Source organism: Jeongeupia sp. HS-3 (assembly GCF_015140455.1).
In the GTDB taxonomy this organism is placed as follows: Bacteria; Pseudomonadota; Gammaproteobacteria; order Burkholderiales; family Chitinibacteraceae; genus Jeongeupia.
Window position 1 is genome coordinate 1,497,989 of sequence record NZ_AP024094.1, and the last position, 16,096, is coordinate 1,514,084.

17 protein-coding genes are annotated in these 16,096 nt (G+C 61.3%); 5 read left to right on the forward strand and 12 right to left on the reverse strand.

The window, feature by feature from the left end:
* Window positions 1–7 precede the first annotated feature (7 nt).
* The 7 genes from JLC71_RS07080 to ndk are packed head-to-tail and all read right to left on the reverse strand — an operon-like array spanning window position 8 to window position 6,446.
* The gene (locus JLC71_RS07080) at window positions 8–637 is read right to left on the reverse strand and encodes a YfgM family protein (RefSeq protein ID WP_200918044.1); all 630 of its coding nucleotides are present in this window, start codon (window positions 635–637) and stop codon (window positions 8–10) included.
* A 45-nt stretch (window positions 638–682) separates the two neighbouring features.
* Window positions 683–1,954: a histidine--tRNA ligase gene (hisS, locus tag JLC71_RS07085; RefSeq protein WP_200918045.1), complete on the reverse strand. Its 1,272-nt coding sequence runs from the start codon at window positions 1,952–1,954 to the stop codon at window positions 683–685.
* Between the two features lie 20 nt (window positions 1,955–1,974).
* Entirely contained in the window at window positions 1,975–3,252 is a 1,278-nt protein-coding gene (ispG, locus tag JLC71_RS07090) for a flavodoxin-dependent (E)-4-hydroxy-3-methylbut-2-enyl-diphosphate synthase (RefSeq protein ID WP_200918046.1), read from the reverse strand.
* A gap of 6 nt (window positions 3,253–3,258) precedes the next feature.
* Window positions 3,259–4,116, reverse strand: a complete 858-nt coding sequence (locus JLC71_RS07095; protein ID WP_374757622.1) for a RodZ domain-containing protein — start codon at window positions 4,114–4,116, stop codon at window positions 3,259–3,261.
* 3 nt (window positions 4,117–4,119) lie between these two features.
* Window positions 4,120–4,872 (reverse strand): type IV pilus biogenesis/stability protein PilW, encoded by a 753-nt coding sequence (pilW, locus tag JLC71_RS07100; protein WP_200918048.1) that lies wholly within the window; start codon window positions 4,870–4,872, stop codon window positions 4,120–4,122.
* Between the two features lie 12 nt (window positions 4,873–4,884).
* Window positions 4,885–6,009 (reverse strand): dual-specificity RNA methyltransferase RlmN, encoded by a 1,125-nt coding sequence (gene rlmN, locus JLC71_RS07105; RefSeq protein ID WP_200918049.1) that lies wholly within the window; start codon window positions 6,007–6,009, stop codon window positions 4,885–4,887.
* Between the two features lie 11 nt (window positions 6,010–6,020).
* A complete protein-coding gene (ndk, locus tag JLC71_RS07110) occupies window positions 6,021–6,446 on the reverse strand; it encodes a nucleoside-diphosphate kinase (RefSeq protein ID WP_200918050.1) in 426 nt (141 codons plus the stop codon).
* 177 nt (window positions 6,447–6,623) lie between these two features.
* On the opposite strand from ndk, the gene JLC71_RS16625 reads away from it, so the two are divergent.
* A complete protein-coding gene (locus JLC71_RS16625) occupies window positions 6,624–7,361 on the forward strand; it encodes an SPOR domain-containing protein (protein WP_200918051.1) in 738 nt (245 codons plus the stop codon).
* A 25-nt stretch (window positions 7,362–7,386) separates the two neighbouring features.
* On the opposite strand, the gene JLC71_RS07120 is transcribed toward JLC71_RS16625, so the two are convergent.
* The 3 genes from JLC71_RS07120 to JLC71_RS07130 all read right to left on the reverse strand — a co-directional run bounded on the left by JLC71_RS07120 (window position 7,387) and on the right by JLC71_RS07130 (window position 10,286).
* Window positions 7,387–8,535, reverse strand: coding sequence for an NAD(P)/FAD-dependent oxidoreductase (locus tag JLC71_RS07120; RefSeq protein ID WP_200918052.1), 1,149 nt, complete (start codon window positions 8,533–8,535; stop codon window positions 7,387–7,389).
* A 69-nt stretch (window positions 8,536–8,604) separates the two neighbouring features.
* A complete protein-coding gene (locus tag JLC71_RS07125) occupies window positions 8,605–9,540 on the reverse strand; it encodes a hydrogen peroxide-inducible genes activator (protein ID WP_200918053.1) in 936 nt (311 codons plus the stop codon).
* Window positions 9,537–10,286 carry a disulfide bond formation protein B gene (locus tag JLC71_RS07130; protein ID WP_200918054.1) on the reverse strand — a complete coding sequence of 250 codons (750 nt, stop codon included), beginning with the start codon at window positions 10,284–10,286 and terminating at the stop codon, window positions 9,537–9,539. Before JLC71_RS07130 ends, JLC71_RS07125 begins: the two co-directional genes overlap by 4 nt.
* Here JLC71_RS07130 and guaB point away from each other — a divergent pair.
* From guaB to JLC71_RS07145, 3 genes are all read left to right on the forward strand, one after another.
* Window positions 10,230–11,699 (forward strand): IMP dehydrogenase, encoded by a 1,470-nt coding sequence (guaB, locus tag JLC71_RS07135; RefSeq protein ID WP_200918055.1) that lies wholly within the window; start codon window positions 10,230–10,232, stop codon window positions 11,697–11,699. The genes JLC71_RS07130 and guaB overlap by 57 nt on opposite strands.
* A 187-nt stretch (window positions 11,700–11,886) precedes the next feature.
* Window positions 11,887–13,170 carry a tyrosine-type recombinase/integrase gene (locus JLC71_RS07140; protein WP_200918056.1) on the forward strand — a complete coding sequence of 428 codons (1,284 nt, stop codon included), beginning with the start codon at window positions 11,887–11,889 and terminating at the stop codon, window positions 13,168–13,170.
* A gap of 539 nt (window positions 13,171–13,709) precedes the next feature.
* Window positions 13,710–13,955 (forward strand): hypothetical protein, encoded by a 246-nt coding sequence (locus tag JLC71_RS07145; RefSeq protein ID WP_200918057.1) that lies wholly within the window; start codon window positions 13,710–13,712, stop codon window positions 13,953–13,955.
* Window positions 13,956–13,983: 28 nt separating this feature from the next.
* On the opposite strand, the gene JLC71_RS07150 is transcribed toward JLC71_RS07145, so the two are convergent.
* A complete protein-coding gene (locus JLC71_RS07150) occupies window positions 13,984–14,286 on the reverse strand; it encodes an addiction module antidote protein (RefSeq protein ID WP_236251013.1) in 303 nt (100 codons plus the stop codon).
* A gap of 8 nt (window positions 14,287–14,294) precedes the next feature.
* Entirely contained in the window at window positions 14,295–14,585 is a 291-nt protein-coding gene (locus tag JLC71_RS07155) for a type II toxin-antitoxin system RelE/ParE family toxin (RefSeq protein WP_200918058.1), read from the reverse strand.
* A 275-nt stretch (window positions 14,586–14,860) separates the two neighbouring features.
* Between JLC71_RS07155 and JLC71_RS07160 the strand changes: the two genes are divergently transcribed.
* On the forward strand, window positions 14,861–16,045 hold the full coding sequence (locus tag JLC71_RS07160; protein ID WP_200918059.1) for a hypothetical protein: 1,185 nt from the start codon (window positions 14,861–14,863) through the stop codon (window positions 16,043–16,045).
* The last annotated feature ends 51 nt before the right edge of the window (window positions 16,046–16,096 follow it).

Here is a 16,096-nt window from a genome sequence, read left to right on the forward strand (position 1 = left end):
GTGCATCTCAAACCTTCCCGAGCGCTTCGAGTTTAATTTCGACGAACTTCAGATTCGGCGCGTCCTTAGGGAGCTTGGATTGCGCATCGCGGTAGGCATCACGCGCGCCGGCGGTGTCACCTTTTTCCACCAGCACATCACCCCGCGCTTCGGCGAACAATGCGGTAAACGCGTCATCTTCGCGTGCTTGCAGGGTTGCAAGGGCAACATCGTACTGGCCCGCATCCAGCTGCAATGCAGCCAGGCGCAGACGCGCGACATCGCGCAAGGATGCTTCCTTGGCATTCGCCACGGCCCACTTCAGCTGCGTTTCTGCGGCAGCCGGATTGCTGGCGTTGACCTCGGCCTTGGCAGCCAGCAAGGCAGCGCGCGGCGCTTGGGCGGACGAGCCGTACTGCTGCTCGATCGTCTTGGCGGTCGCTGCGACTTTGCCCGGCTCCGCCTGTAATTGCGTCTCGGCCAAGCCATACAACTCGCCGGCCTTGTGAGCTTGCGAGGTCTGATAGTGGCCCCAGGCGAACCAGGCCCCCCAAGCGACCAGCCCGGCAATCACCGCACCGGTCAGCCACTTGCCCCAGTCATTCCACCAGGCTTTGAATTCGGCAATCTGTTCTTGTTCTTGCAGGTCAAACGCCATTACGGTCCCCGTGCAGTATTCTGTTGTTCAGTTGAATGTGGGCGATTATGCCGCAGCGCTCAGGCGCGCGACCAGTTCGTTCTGTGCGACGACCTGTTGCTCGCCACCGCCGTCGCCGGTCAAACGCTTGAGATTAGCGGTCGCCGTCACCGCTTCTTCGTCCCCGATCACCACGGCAAAGTTCGCGCCGCTGGCATCGGCTTTCTTGAATTGCGATTTGAAACTGCCACCACCGGCATGCAGCACGACCTTGAGGCCCGCCGCGCGCAACTCGCTCGCCAGCGTAAAGGCAGAGCGGCCCGCAGCGTCACCCTGATGCACCAGATACACATCCGGCACCGCCCGTGGAATGGCAACGCCCTGCGTTTCCAGCAACAGGATCAGCCGCTCGATCCCCATGGCGAAACCCACACCCGGGCAAGGCTTACCGCCGAGCTGCTCCACCAGACCATCGTAACGGCCACCGGCCGCGACCGTGGCCTGCGAGCCCAGTTGATCCGTGGTCCACTCGAACACCGAGCGGTTGTAATAGTCCAGACCGCGAACCAGGCGATGGTTGAGCTTGTAGCCGATGCCGGCAGCGTCAAGCAGAGCACGCAAACCGGCGAAGTGGGCGCGCGACTCCTCGCCGAGGAATTCGGCCAGCTTCGGCGCGTTCTCGGCCATCTCCTGCAAGGCCGGATTCTTGGTGTCGAGCACGCGCAGCGGATTGGTATACAGGCGGCGCTTGCCATCTTCATCGAGGATATCGACGTGCTGTTCCAGATAGGCAATCAGCGCCTGGCGGTGCGCAGCGCGTTCAGCCGCGTCACCCAGCGTATTGATTTCCAGCTGCAAACCGGTGAGGCCAAGACGGCGCCACAGATCGGCCAGCATCACGATCAATTCGGCATCGACCTCGGGGCCATGAAAGCCGAAAGCCTCGACACCAACCTGATGGAACTGGCGATAACGTCCTTTTTGCGGACGTTCGTGGCGGAACATCGGCCCGGTGTACCAGAGCCGCTGGGTCTGGTTGTACAGCAGACCATGTTCGATGCAGGCGCGCACGCAGCCGGCGGTACCTTCCGGGCGCAACACCAGCTGCTCGCCGTTGAGACTGTCCTCGAAGGCGTACATTTCCTTTTCGACGATATCGGTATGCTCGCCGACACCACGAACAAACAGCGCGGTCGCCTCGACAATCGGCGTGCGAATGTATTGATAGCCGTAGGCAGCAAGCCAATCGCGCACGACCGCGTCAAAATACTGCCAACGGGCACTCTCTTGCGGCAAGAGGTCATTCATGCCGCGGATGCCCTGAATCGTTTGTGCCATAGGATTACTTATCAGATAGATCAGATCGGTTGAAGCGGAATGGTTTTGCTGGCGACGGTGCGACGCTTGTCGCCATCCTTGCCGTAATGGCTGACCACATAGTGTTCGACAATGGCCTGGAATTCTTCGGCCACCTGTTCGCCCTTGAGCGTGACGGTTTTTTCGCCATCGACATACACCGGGCAAACCGGTACTTCACCGGTACCCGGCAGGCTGATGCCGATGTCGGCAAGCTTGGATTCGCCGGGACCGTTGACCACACAGCCCATCACCGCGACCTTCATGTCTTCGACGCCCGGATAAGCCTCACGCCACACCGGCATCTGCTCACGCAGGAAAGACTGGATCTTTTGTGCCAGCTCCTGGAATACCGTCGAGGTGGTACGGCCGCAGCCCGGGCACGCGATCACCATGGGCGTAAACGAGCGCAAACCCATCGTTTGCAGCAATTCCTGCGCCACGACGACTTCCTTGGTGCGATCGCCCCCCGGCTCCGGCGTCAGCGAAATGCGAATGGTGTCGCCGATGCCTTCCTGCAGCAACACGGCCAGCGCGGCGCTTGACGCGACGATGCCCTTGCTGCCCATGCCCGCCTCGGTCAAACCAAGGTGCAACGGAAAATCGCAGCGCGCACCCAGATCGCGGTAAACCTTGATCAAGTCCTGCACGTGCGAGACCTTGCAAGACAGGATGATTTTGTCCGGACTCAAGCCCCAGGCCACGGCCTGTTCGGCCGATTCGAGCGCCGAACGGATCAGCGCCTCGCGCATGATCGCGTCGACCGGCAAGGGTTGCGCACGCTTGGCGTTTTCATCCATCAGTCGCGTCGCCATGCTCTGATCGAGCGAGCCCCAGTTCACGCCGATCCGCACCACCTTGTTGTACTCGATGGCCTTCTCGATCATGAAGGCATACTTCTCGTCGCGCTTGCTGCCCTTGCCGACGTTACCCGGATTGATGCGGTATTTGGCCAGCGCCTCGGCACAATCGGGGTAATCGCGCAGCAGGCGATCGCCATTGAAGTGAAAATCACCGACCAAGGGCACCTTGCAGCCCCAGTTCTCCAGCTTGGTCTTGATGTTACCGACCTGCGCCGCCGCTTCCGGACTGTTGACGGTGATGCGCACCATCTCCGAACCGGCGCGCCAAAGCTCGAAAACCTGCCGCGCCGTACCTTCGGCATCGGCGGTGTCGGTGTTGGTCATTGATTGCACGACAACCGGATGCTTGCTGCCGACCATGACATGGCCAACGCGAACCTCGCGACTGGTGCGACGCGGAATCTGAATATCGCTCATCGGGGCTTACTTGAGTTCCAGCGTTGCCACGTCGGATCGGCTGTATTGCGCCAGATCCACGCGTTGGCCACGCAGATAAAGTTGGGTTTTCGGTGAATTACCGATCTTGATCCGGTAAGGCGCCGTACCGCCGAACGTACGCTCGGTTCCGGCCTTGAGGACTTCGGAAATCAGTTTGTTGCCATTGGCGTCGGTCACCTGCACCCAGGAATCCTGCTCGGCCAGCAGGCGCAACTCACCACTACCAGCAACCGGGGCCGATGCGACCTCGCTCGCCGGCATCGCCTGCACCTGCGCCAGCGGCGCCGATGCAACATCACTGGCCATTTCGCTGGCGATCGTCAAAGGTACATCTTGCGCGACCGGCGCCGAGACTTCCGGCAGCGTCAGTATCGCGGTCGATACATTCAGTTCGGGTGCGGCGGGTTGCTGCAGATACCAGAAAACCCCACCCGCACCGAGAATCAAACCGGCGATCACCGTCATGGTCAGCTGCAAAGGCCGGCCGCGACTACCGCCACTGCTGACCTTGAAAGTGGCCTCTTCGGTCAGATGCGGCAGCGAGGCTTGCGCGCGCTCCACCGGCAATTGCGTCGCCAGTTGCGCCACCAGCGGCTCGGGATCGAGCTGCAGCAGCCGCGCATAATTGCGCACGAAACCACGGGCGAAGGTATTGCCAGGCAGATCGTCGAAGTGGTCGGCTTCAATCGCGCCGACCTGAGTACGGGTCAGCTTGAGCTGCGCCACCACGTCATCGATCGAAAGTCCCAAGGACTCACGCTGCAGACGCAATTGACTGCCGACACCGGTTTGCGGCGCGGCAGGCGGGGATTCTGGAGGGGTTTGGATCGGCTCGTCAGTCATCACTTAATTATCGTATTGGCCGGCGGCCAGTTTGGTCGTTTCCAGCGAATCGGGATATTTCTTGCGCAGTTCCTGCGCATAACGGCTTACGCCATCGCTATTGCCAAGACCGCGCTCGATGCGCAGGTTCAGCCAGGTCAGCGTGGCGCTAGCCGGCGTGGTTTTCTGCAGCGCCAGCGCATAACGCTTGGCCATCACGTAATCACGCGACTTCAAACCCAGCTCGGCCAACTGGTAGCTGGCTTGTGCATTGTTCGCACGGTACTGCAAGGCCCGCTCGAAATAGCGCTTGGCGCCCGCCATATCGTCGCCTTTCAAGGCGCACTGGCCGGCATTGATCAGCGTTTTGTCCGGCGTCGCGTACAGCGGATTGGTCAGCGCACGCTCGTAGTAAGCCAGCCCTTCCGGCATCTGGCCATGTTCACACAGGAACCAGCCGTAATTATGATTGGCATCCGAATCGTCCGGCGAAAGCCGCAACGCTTCGGCAAAATTCTGCTTGGCCTTGGCGTCGTCCTTGAGTGCCGAGTAGATCAGCCCAAGCATCGTGTACGCCGGTGAATATTTACTGTCGGCCGAAATAGCGTTGTTGGCCTCGTCGATCGCCACACCATAACGGCCAAGCCGGAAATATTCTGCGGCCAGCTGGGTGCGAATATTGGCCCGACGATCCGGCGAGTCATCCTGGCTTGCTGCCAAGCCCGCGCCACTCGTCACCAGGATCACACACAACAGTACGAACGAACGCAGACTCATCTCTTCCTCGAATTACGATCGAAACGTGATCGGACGAATCTCGGCTGCATGCTTCTCAATGCGGCGGGTCTTGTCCTTGACCTGACCGGCCAACTGGCCGCAGGCGGCGTCGATATCATCGCCACGGGTTTTTCTCACCGTCACGATATAACCGGCGTCGATCACGATATCCCGGAAGGCGAGGATAGCATCCCGGCTCGATCGCTTGTAGTCCGCACCCGGGAACGGATTCCAGGGAATCAGGTTGAGCTTGCACGGCACATCGCGCAGCAGCAGGGCAAGCTGACGGGCATGCTCAGGCTGATCGTTCACGCCCTCGAGCATGACGTATTCGAAAGTGATGAAATCGCGCGGCGCCTTTTCCAGATAACGGTTACAGGCGGCCAGCAGTTCTTTCAGCGGGTATTTCTTGTTGATCGGTACGATCTGATCGCGGATCGCATCGTTCGGCGCATGCAGACTCACCGCCAGCGCCACCGGACAGGCGTCGCGCAAACGATCCATCGCCGGCACCAGACCCGAAGTCGACAGCGTCACACGGCGACGGCTCAGGCCGTAAGCATTGTCGTCGAGCATCAAGCGCAACGCGGCCACGACATTGTCGAAGTTGGCCAGCGGCTCGCCCATGCCCATCATCACCACGTTCGAGACAATCCGGCCGCCCTCTTCCAGCGGCGCGCCAATGCGCGCCTGCTCGGGCGAAAGCCGGTTGTTGGCCCACCACAACTGGCCGATGATTTCGCCGGTGGTGAGGTTGCGGTTGAAACCCTGCTTGGCGGTCGAGCAAAAACCGCAATCGAGCGCACAGCCGACCTGGCTGGAGACGCACAATGTACCGCGGTCATCCTCGGGGATGAACACGGTTTCGATCCCGTTGCCGGTACCGACGTCCAGCAGCCATTTGGCGGTGCCGTCGCTGGCCAATTGCTCGGAGAGTAAGCCAGGAATCGTCACCGCCGCGTCGGCGGCCAGCCTGGTGCGGAAACTCTTGGCGATATCGGTCATCTGCTCGAAATCCGATACCCCGCGCTGGTGCACCCATTTGAGCAACTGTTTGGCGCGGAACGGCTTTTCGCCGTACTTCACCATCAGTTCGGCAAGCGCTTGCGCATCGTAATCGAGCAAATTGACCGACATCTCAGCTTTCCTTAGCGGCCGTACACTTCGCTGGAAGCGAAGAAGTAGGCGATTTCGATTGCGGCGTTTTCAGCCGAATCGGAGCCGTGAACGGCGTTGGCATCGATCGAATCGGCGAAATCGGCGCGGATGGTGCCTGCGTCGGCCTTCTTCGGATCGGTTGCGCCCATCAGGTCACGGTTCTTGAGGATGGCGCCTTCGCCTTCCAGCGCCTGGATCATCACCGGGCCGGAAATCATGAACGACACCAGATCATTGAAGAAAGGGCGTTCCTTGTGCACGGCGTAGAAGCCTTCGGCTTCGGCGCGCGACAGTTGTTTCATCTTGGCGGCAACAACCTTGAGGCCAGCCGATTCGAAGCGGTCGTAGATTTTGCCGATTACGTTCTTGGCAACAGCGTCCGGTTTCACAATCGACAGGGTGCGTTCAATAGCCATGGGGCAAACTCCGGTGGTTTCGTTTAAGAGACAAATTTATTTTGGTCTGGTTTACACTGCTGGCGGAAATCGGCTAGCCTCAAGCAGGACTTAAACCGCTTCCAGCCCAAATCTGTGGCAGGACAGCCAAGTATTATAACAAAATCAAGCCGTTTGGCTTGTACTGCCTTGCTGACCATGAGCGACACTCCGCAGCGGGACGCCAACAGCGCCCCAGATCCGATTGATGAGCAGCGCGCGCAGCAGAAGCTGCGTACCCAGCTTTATTGGCGCCTGGGCGTTGCGGTCGCGCTGATCGGCCTGGTTGTCGGTGCCCTGCAGCTGCTGGATCACCCCAAGCGTTCGATGCTGCCACCAACGCCGCAGATCGCCTTGCCCAGCCCGATCGCCAGCGCACCCGTCACCGCCAGCGCATCTGTTGCAGCATCTACCCCCGACGAAGCCATCATTAGCACGCCCGAAGCCAGCGCCGTTGCCAGCGTTCCGGCGCAACAAGCCATCGGCAACTTGCCCCGCAAGGAACCCAAACCCGCAGCCGCGCCGACAGAGACGCCCCAAGCGAAACCCACCCAGACCGCACCGATCGCGCCCGCAGCAACGCTTTCCCTTGCCGCTCCAGCCGTCGCGGCAACCAAGGCGCCGCCAAAGACGCCGCCGGCAGCGCCCGAGCCCCTCGCACCGGCCAGCATCGTCAAACGCGCCGACGGTTACAGCGTTCAGGCCGGGGTATTTTTGCATTCGGAGAATGCGGAAAAGCTGTTGCGCAAATTGCAAGCGGCCGGCGTGCCGGCCTACCTGGAAACTCGCGTGCAGATCGGCCCGTTCAAAACCCGTCATGAAGCGGATGCGGCGGCGAAAAAACTGCGCCAGCTCGGCATCAACCCGGTGATTGCCCCGGCCCTGAATCAGGACTGAGGCGAAGACCGGGCCTGCGAGCCGCTCAGGCCAGCCAGGGCGGCAATTGCGATACCAGCGCCTGACGCTCCTTGGTGGCCGTACCCAGCAGGGCAAAACCGATCAGCGCACCATCGGCACCGACATAACGCGCGATCAAACCGGCTTCAACCGGCTCTATCTGCCATTCGCCCTCACCCTGCAAGGGCGGCGCCACGATGGTCGGGCACGACGGGGTTTTCACCAGTACCGGCATCGCCGGATAGCGCACCGGCGTCACCGTGCCGGCCAGCGTCGCGGCCAGTGCACGCGCCTGCTGCATAATCGGCATGACAAAGGGCAGATTCAGCCCGGCGACTTCGGCGCAATCACCCATCGCATACACATGCGGCGCCGACGACTGCAAGTTCCGGTCCAGCACGATGCCACGCGCGACCTCAAGCCCGGCCGCCTGCGCCAGCGCCGTGCGCGGGCGCAGGCCGACCGCCGACAACACCAGATCCGCGGCAATGCGCTCGCCGGTATCCAGCACCACGGCGTAAGCATTGCCGCTACGCTCGATTTTTTGCGCCGCGGCGCCACAGCGGAACGTCACTCCCGCATCGGTCAGCCGCGCCGCGAGCATTTCGCCAGCCTGCCGCGGCAACAGCCGCGACAGCAGCGCGGCGGCCGGATCAATCAGGATGGGCGCAATACCGCGTGCGATCAGATCATTGGCGAACTCGCAACCGATCAAACCGGCACCGAGAATCGCCACGCGCTCAACGCCATCAAGCCGGCCGGCAAAGCGCGCGTAATCATCCAGATCGTTGACCGACATGACCTCATCCACCGCATCGCCCTCCAGCCGCAGACGAACCGGATCGGCCCCCAGTGCCAGCACCAGATCGCGATAAACCAGCGTGTCGCCATTGCCCAGACTCAGCGAGCGGGCCGCCGTATCGATCGACACCAGCTCGGTATGCGCAAGCAGGGTCGCCCTGAGTTCTTCGGCCATTTTCGCCATCGGCTTCATCACCAGCGTTTCTGGCGTTTTCTTGCTGGCTAGCGCATTGGAAAGCATGGGCTTGGAATAGTAATCGGCGGCATCGCGGGCGATGATCACCAGCGGTGTTTCGGCGTCGAGCTTGCGCCATTCACGCGCGAGGTTGTAGCCGGCAAGGCCGGCGCCAACGATAACAACAGGGGCAGACATGAGCACTCCAGACACAGGAAGGCCGAACGCGATGCGTTCGGCCTGTTCATTACAATCAATTCGGGCAGATCAGTGCTGCGCGGGATCGGCCAGCAAGGTCACCGCCGGCAGATCACTGGCCAGGATCGCCTGGCGCACGGCCTCAATCGCCGCCGCACGCGGAAAATTCTTGCGCCACGCCAGCACCACCCGGCGCGTCGGCACCGGCGCGCTGAACGGGCGGATACTCAACAGGCTATCGTCGGCGCGCGACACCGATGTCGCCGGTAGCACCGTGACACCGATGCCGCCAGCAACCATGTGCCGGATCGTCGTCAACGACGAGCCCTGCAAGGTTCGCTGCAAACTGCTCGCCGGCAGACTCTCGCGATTCAGATCGGGGCAGGTTTGCAGTACGTGATCGCGGAAGCAGTTTCCCGGTGACAACAGCAGCACGTTCTCTTCGGCCAGCTGGTCCGAATCGATCGATGTCAGCACCTCCCATGGGTGGCCCTTGGGCGTGGCCACCACGAAGGGCTCGTCATACACCGGCAAGGTAGCAATACCGGCCTCGTGAAACGGCTCGGCCACGATCGCCACGTCGATTTCGCCCTGCTTGAGCATTTCGGCCAGACGGCCGGTGTAGTTTTCTTCCAGCAGGATTTGCATCTGTGGCGCACGTTCGCGCAGATCCGGAATCAGATGCGGCAACAAATAGGGGCTGATTGTATAAATGATGCCAAGGCGCAACGGCCCGGCCAGCGGGTCCTTGCCCTGCTCGGCCAGCTGCCTGATGACCTGCACCTCTTCGAGCACGCGCTGCGCCTGTTCGACGATGCGCTCGCCATTGGGCGTCAGCGTGACTTCACCGGCGGCGCGCTCGAACAGCGTCACACCGAGCTCGTCTTCGAGTTTTTTCACCGCCACCGACAGCGTCGGCTGCGAGACAAAACAACTGGCGGCGGCGCGGCCGAAGTGGCGCTCGCGCGCGACCGCAACGATGTAGCGAAACTCGGTCAGTGTCATCGCCAGCGACCTCGCCCGATCTCGGCAAGACGCGCCGAGCACAGCGAAACCGTCACCGCGATCAAACCGAGGCAAGTGAGAAGCACCCAGACCGGCATGGAGACGCCGAACAGCTTGAAATCCACCGCCGAGCAATCGCCCACCGGCCGAATCAAGGCGCCCAGCCACGCGGGCCAACGATTCAGATCGATAGGAAAAGGCAAGGCCGCGGCGCAGCTGATGCCGGGATCAACCGGGCCGTATTGCAGCCGCAGATTCCAGATGGCCGCGACTGCACCGGCCGAGGCGGCCAGAATGATCAGGCCGCCGACAAGTTTCACGCTACTACGCCGTTCCGGCCGCCATACCGCAGCCAACAACGCCAGTACGCCTATGAAGAGAATCGCCAGCCGCTGATAGACACACATCAGGCAAGGCATCACCCAGTTGTAGATCTGGTGGTACATCGCAAAACCGATCATTGCCACGCAAGCAACGAAGATCAGCAGAAATCCGGTGCGCCAGTAGCGCATTGCCAAGCCCATAGTTTCAACCTCATCCCGATTGTTTTTTTCAATCGCCACCGATTGTAACCTGCGCAAGGCACGCTGCGTCAGCCCCTTGCGGCGAATGACGGTGAGGTAATCACACTCGCCGTAAACGGAACTTTCGGTATAATCTGCTTTTGCGTGCAAAGGATTTCGCCCACCATGCGCATCGTTCAGAAAGCCCTCACTTTCGACGACGTCCTCCTCGTTCCGGCTCACTCCACCGTGATGCCGCGCGATGTCAGTCTTACTACCCAGCTCACCCGCACCATTCGCCTGAATCTGCCACTACTGTCCGCCGCCATGGACACCGTGACCGAAGCGCGCCTCGCCATCGCCATGGCGCAGGAAGGGGGCATGGGCATCGTGCACAAGAACATGACGCCCAAAGCGCAGGCGTTCGAAGTGTCCAAGGTCAAGCGTTACGAATCGGGCATCGTCAAGGATCCGATCACCGTCCGCCCTGACATGCTGGTGCGCGACGTGCTTGCGCTGACGCAGCAGCACAAGATTTCCGGCCTGCCGGTGCTCGACGCACAAGGCTTTGTCGTCGGCATCGTCACCAACCGCGACATTCGGTTTGAATCGCGTCTGGACGTACCGGTCAGCTCGATCATGACCCCGAAAGAGCGACTGATCACCGTCAAGGAAGGCGCCAGCATCGACGAAGCCCGCCATCTGATGCACGAACACCGTCTTGAACGCGTGCTTGTGGTTGACGACAGCTTCAAGCTCAAGGGTCTGATCACCGTTAAGGACATCATCAAGACCAGCGAACATCCGCTCGCCGCCAAGGACGAGCAAGGTCGTCTGCGTGTTGGCGCTGCGGTTGGCGTCGGTGAAGGCACCGACGAGCGCGTGGCGCTGCTGGCGGAAGCCGGCGTTGATGTCATCGTGGTCGATACCGCGCACGGCCACAGTCAGGGCGTGATCGACCGGGTTCGCTGGGTCAAGCAGAACTACCCGCAAGTGCAGGTGATTGGCGGCAATATCGCCACCGCTGCCGCCGCGCTGGCACTGGTTGAAGCCGGCGCCGATGCGGTCAAGGTCGGTATCGGCCCGGGCTCGATCTGCACCACGCGGATTGTTGCCGGTGTTGGCGTGCCGCAAATCACCGCCGTTGCTAATGTGGCCGACGCACTGGCCAAACATGGCATCCCGCTGATCGCCGATGGCGGCATCCGCTTCTCGGGTGACATCTCCAAAGCCATCGCCGCCGGCGCCAGCTGCGTCATGCTCGGCGGTCTGTTCGCCGGTACCGAAGAAGCACCGGGTGAAGTCGAGTTGTACCAGGGTCGCAGCTACAAGAGCTATCGCGGCATGGGTTCGCTCGGCGCCATGGCCGGCAGCAACGGCTCGTCCGACCGTTATTTCCAGGACAACGTCAACAATGCCGACAAGCTGGTCCCGGAAGGCATCGAAGGCCGTGTGCCGTACAAGGGTCCGCTGACCGCGATCGTCCACCAGCTAATGGGTGGCCTGCGCTCATCGATGGGTTATCTCGGCTGCGCCACGATCAACGACGTTCACACCAAGGCTGAATTCGTCGAAATCACCTCGTCGGGCATCCGCGAATCGCACGTGCATGACGTGCAGATCACCAAGGAAGCACCGAACTACCGGATGGAGTAACCCCCACGTTCCAGCGCCGTCCTGACGGGGCCAGAAACACCAACAAACCCCGCACCGTTACTAGGTCGCGGGGTTTTTTATTGTCCTCACATGTCCGGGCAGCAACTACAGAAGCCGGGAAAAATTCCCACCGGTACTCCCACCGTTTTAGAATCCCACTGATGAACACAAAAAAACGGTGGGACTCATGGCACTGACCGATCTGCAATGCCGAAAGGCAAAACCCAAGATCAGCGATTACACCCTGTCCGATGGCGACGGGTTGTTTCTGATGATTCGGGCAACGGGCGGCAAGTCGTGGCTCTGTGATTTCGTCGCGGGCGGCAAGCGCTGCAAGCGCACGCTTGGCAAATACCCGGCTATCTCGCTCGCCGAAGCTCACAAGCTGCTGATGGCGGCGCGCCGGCTGGCAGAACTGGGACAGAAACCCGGCGATCTGCTGGCACACGACCATGCGCGCGCACTACTGATCACAGGTAAAAGCGTCGAGGATGTAGAAGCCGAGCTAGTAAAAGCGCAAGATGTCGCCGCCCAAGCGCAGCGAATGACCTTCGGGGAAGCTGCCGACCGATATAAATCCGAATGGGTAAACCGTAATTGGAAAAACCCGGGAAAAGGCTGGCTACCTGTCCGCCTGCACCTACTGCCCAAGCTGGCCGATCTGGCACTAGACGACATTGATACCCCGATGTTGCGCAACCTTCTCGCAAGCGTGCGCGAGGGTAGCGGCACGCCGACCGCCCTACATGCGCGGGGATGGGCGCAACGGGTATTTGATTACGCGATAGAGCACGACTGGTGCAAGGTCAACCCGGCACGCCAAATCAACGCGGCGCGCGTCGGCAAGCGGGGCCAGCGGTCGCGCTGGTTGTCCACCTTGGAGATTCGCCGCTATCTGATTGGGCTGCACCAGTCGGATTGTTATCGAGGCTACAAACTGGCGCTGCATCTATTGCTGATGCTTGGCCTACGGAAAAACGAGCTGTGCGGGGCCGGTTGGCGTGAGTTTGATTTTGATTCTAGCGAATGGCTCATTCCCGCTAACCGCATGAAAGGCAAGAAAGAGCACCGCGTATTTCTACCCCGGCAGGCCGTCGAAATGCTGTCGGAGCTGCAACGACTGGGCAACGGCAGCGAGTGGGTTTTGCCAGCGCGAACCAAGCCGACTCAGCCCATGAAAGGCGACAACCTGGACGGGCCACACGAGGCCGCGCTTATTGCCGGCAAGATTGATGATTACGTCATCCACGACCACCGACACACGGTCAGCACCCAGCTACGCGAACAAGGCCATCCATCCGAAGTAGTCGAAGCGGCATTGAGCCACGCCATCCCCGGCATTGCCGGCGTCTACGCTCATGCGCAGTACAAAACACAGCGGCTCGAAATGCTGCAAGCGTGGGCGGACTTTCTGGATAACACCGTGAACGAGCAGACCGTCATCGCGGCAACGTTCCGCAAGCTCGGCTGATCGGTCGGCAAAATGACACCCTTGACACCTCTACGGGATATAGGCGTATCAAAAAATAAAGTAAGACCATGCCAGCACGGAAACAGCCACGCGGCGACCAGGAAGCTTTAATACCAGTTCGGATTTTTCGCACTTTTGCCGCCATCGCCCCCGGCGTTTTTGTGGTGTCAGAAGTGTCAGAGGTGTCAGGACGTTGATTTACAAGGGGTTTTCTCTGACACCGAACGTGTCATCCGGTGTCATGGGTGTCAGGACGTGGCGACGCCGTTACCGCGCAAACCCGCGTTAATGCTTGATTCTTGGTTTTGGCGCTTGGCGATCACCCCCGCAAGGCAGCAAAAACCGGCCGCGAATGGCCTTTCCCCTGCCCGCCCGATCAGCGCGATTTTCGACAATAATTTAATACCAATCCAGATGAACGGTAGAAACTCACCGCCCACCATTTCGCCATGACCGATGTCGCCGGACGTTGCACCCGGTGCGGCCGTGTCGCACGATGAGACTCCCCCTGAAACCACGACGGCATGATGAGGCCCGGCATGAAAACACCATCCCGACCGACCCGAGCGCGCCCCGGCAATCATGTGCCGCCCCGCGAACTGCTGTGGATAGCGCCGCTGGTCGCGGCGATGCTTTGGCTACTGACCGACCCGCCGGCGTGGCTTGCGGCCTTGGGTGCCACGCTGGGCGGCTTGTTGTCGGCGCTCGCGCTGGTCGGTTTGTTCCTGCTGTGGGGCGCGCTCTTCAAGATCGCGGCGGCGCTGCTCTTTGGCGGTAGCCGCTGACCCGCCAGCCAGCAACGGCCGCCACGCCTTAGCCTGCCGGCCGTGCCTGCGCGTGCAACGAGATGCCCAGTGCCCGCGTTACCTTCAGGATGGTTGCAAAGCTAGGGTTTCCCTCGCCGGACAGCGCTTTATATAGGCTTTCTCGGCCGAGACCGGTGTCCTTGGCGAGCTGGGTCATGCCGCGCGCGCGGGCGATAGTGCCGAGCGCCTTGGCAATGAAAGCGGCATCATCGCCGGCTTCTTCCAAGCAGGCGTCGAGATACATCAGCATGTCTTCCTCAGTTTTGAGGTGCTCGGCGCTGTCCCACTTACGTAGTTTGATGGTTGCCATATGGCCTCCTACAGTTGCCGCGCCAGCTCAAGCGCGGTTTTGATGTCCTTGGGCTGGGTGGATTTATCCCCGCCCGCCAGCAGAATCACGATTTCCATGCCGCGCTGCGCGAAGTACACCCGATAACCCGGCCCGTAGTGAATACGCATTTCTGCCACGCCTTCACCGACCGGTTCGCAGTCGCCGAAGTTGCCGTCTTCGGCCCGGTCAATCCGCATATGGATTCTGCGCGCGGCCTGCTTATCCCGTAGTCCGGCCAGCCAAGCATCGAAAATGTCGGTAGTGAGGATGGTCTTCATGGAACGATCGTAGAATACAGGATACAAAAAGGCAAGCAGGGATGCCCCTTGCGTCCGGCCCGTCTGCCATCGCTACCCGGCTGCGGCTCACCCAGCCCGCCGCCAGCCCGACCGATCAAGCGCCCCCGGTGCTGGTGCCAGCTTCCCGCCTCTTCCCCCAGCCCCGGCGCGTACAATCAGCGCCAGCCCGGCCTAGATCGGCCAATCGAAAAGCGGAACCCTCGCCGCCTGACCGGGCTACTTCCAATCAGGGGGATGCGTCCGAGGGGCCGCGCATGTCGTCATTGAAGCGGCGGGATTCCGTCTACCGTCTTGTGTTGCCGGACCTGTTCGGCGATTTTCCGTTCGACCGGATTACGCCGGCGCAGCGCGTTGACCCCCGGTGGATTGCCAACGCCAACCGACGCGCCAGCCCGCTTGATGACTCTGCCCATTTCGACAGTCTCCGGGGCGCTGCGTTTGTCGTCGTGGCTGAGCTTGGCGCGCAGCTCGACGCCATGCTTGATACTGCCGAACAAGCACACGGCCTGCTTGCCCAATGGCTGCCGCGTTACTGCGACGACTTCTACGGCGACTTGCCGCCGCCGCCCCGCTGGCTGGGTCGGCTGGCTTTCGCCATTGCCTCTTGCGGCCATGCGATCGCGCAGCATTGCGACGAACAGGCGCGCAGCGGTGCCGAGCGCATCATCAAGATTGCCAGCGTTACCCGGCGCATCGGCAGCCGCCGGCGGATGGCCTTGGCGTCACTGACGGATAGCCAGTTTATCGCGCTGCGCGCGCTGGGCATGGCCTGGGGCTGGCTCAATACATTGGCGACGGCCTGCTACGAGTTCGACCACGACGGCGACCCATCCGATGCCAGTAACCCCGGCGGCTGGGTCATGCACGGCGGTTGGCTGGCGGCGGAATGGCTCGGCGAGTTTCGCCCGGCACTGGCGGAGCAACGCTTGCGCACTCACTACATGGATGGCGATGGCGGCCTGCCGAGGCTGCGACGCTACTACGCCGACTCCCTGAATGCATGGCGCAGAGAATCGGCCGACGCCTATTATCCCGCGCTCGCCGACTATTACCGCGCGCATCAATTTGACGCCACGGCGGCGGCGCTTCTGTCTGAGGCGGCCAGTCCGCAACGCTGGATCGCCATTGCTGCGGGCAGGTCTGCCACCGAAGAGGCCGACCGGCAAATGAAGCGCGCCGAACAGGCGAACGGCGTCATTGAGCGACGCCGCCAGCAAAACCAAACCAACGCCAAGCAAGAGCATGGGAACAAGCGCGGCCGCCATGCGAAGGTCAATCCTACCGACGTGATGGCGAAACGCGCCGCGCTGATCGCATCCGGGAAAGCCGCGCGTGAGACGACGTCGATACTTGCGCAGCAGTTCGGATGCACCGCCCGCTACATCCGTTCGATTGTCAGCATGAAAGAACAAAGAAGCGGAAGTAAACCGTCGGTTTAGTTCCGTTTCGATCCATAGCCTTGGTTCCGTTGCTAATCCCTTTGGAGCCAT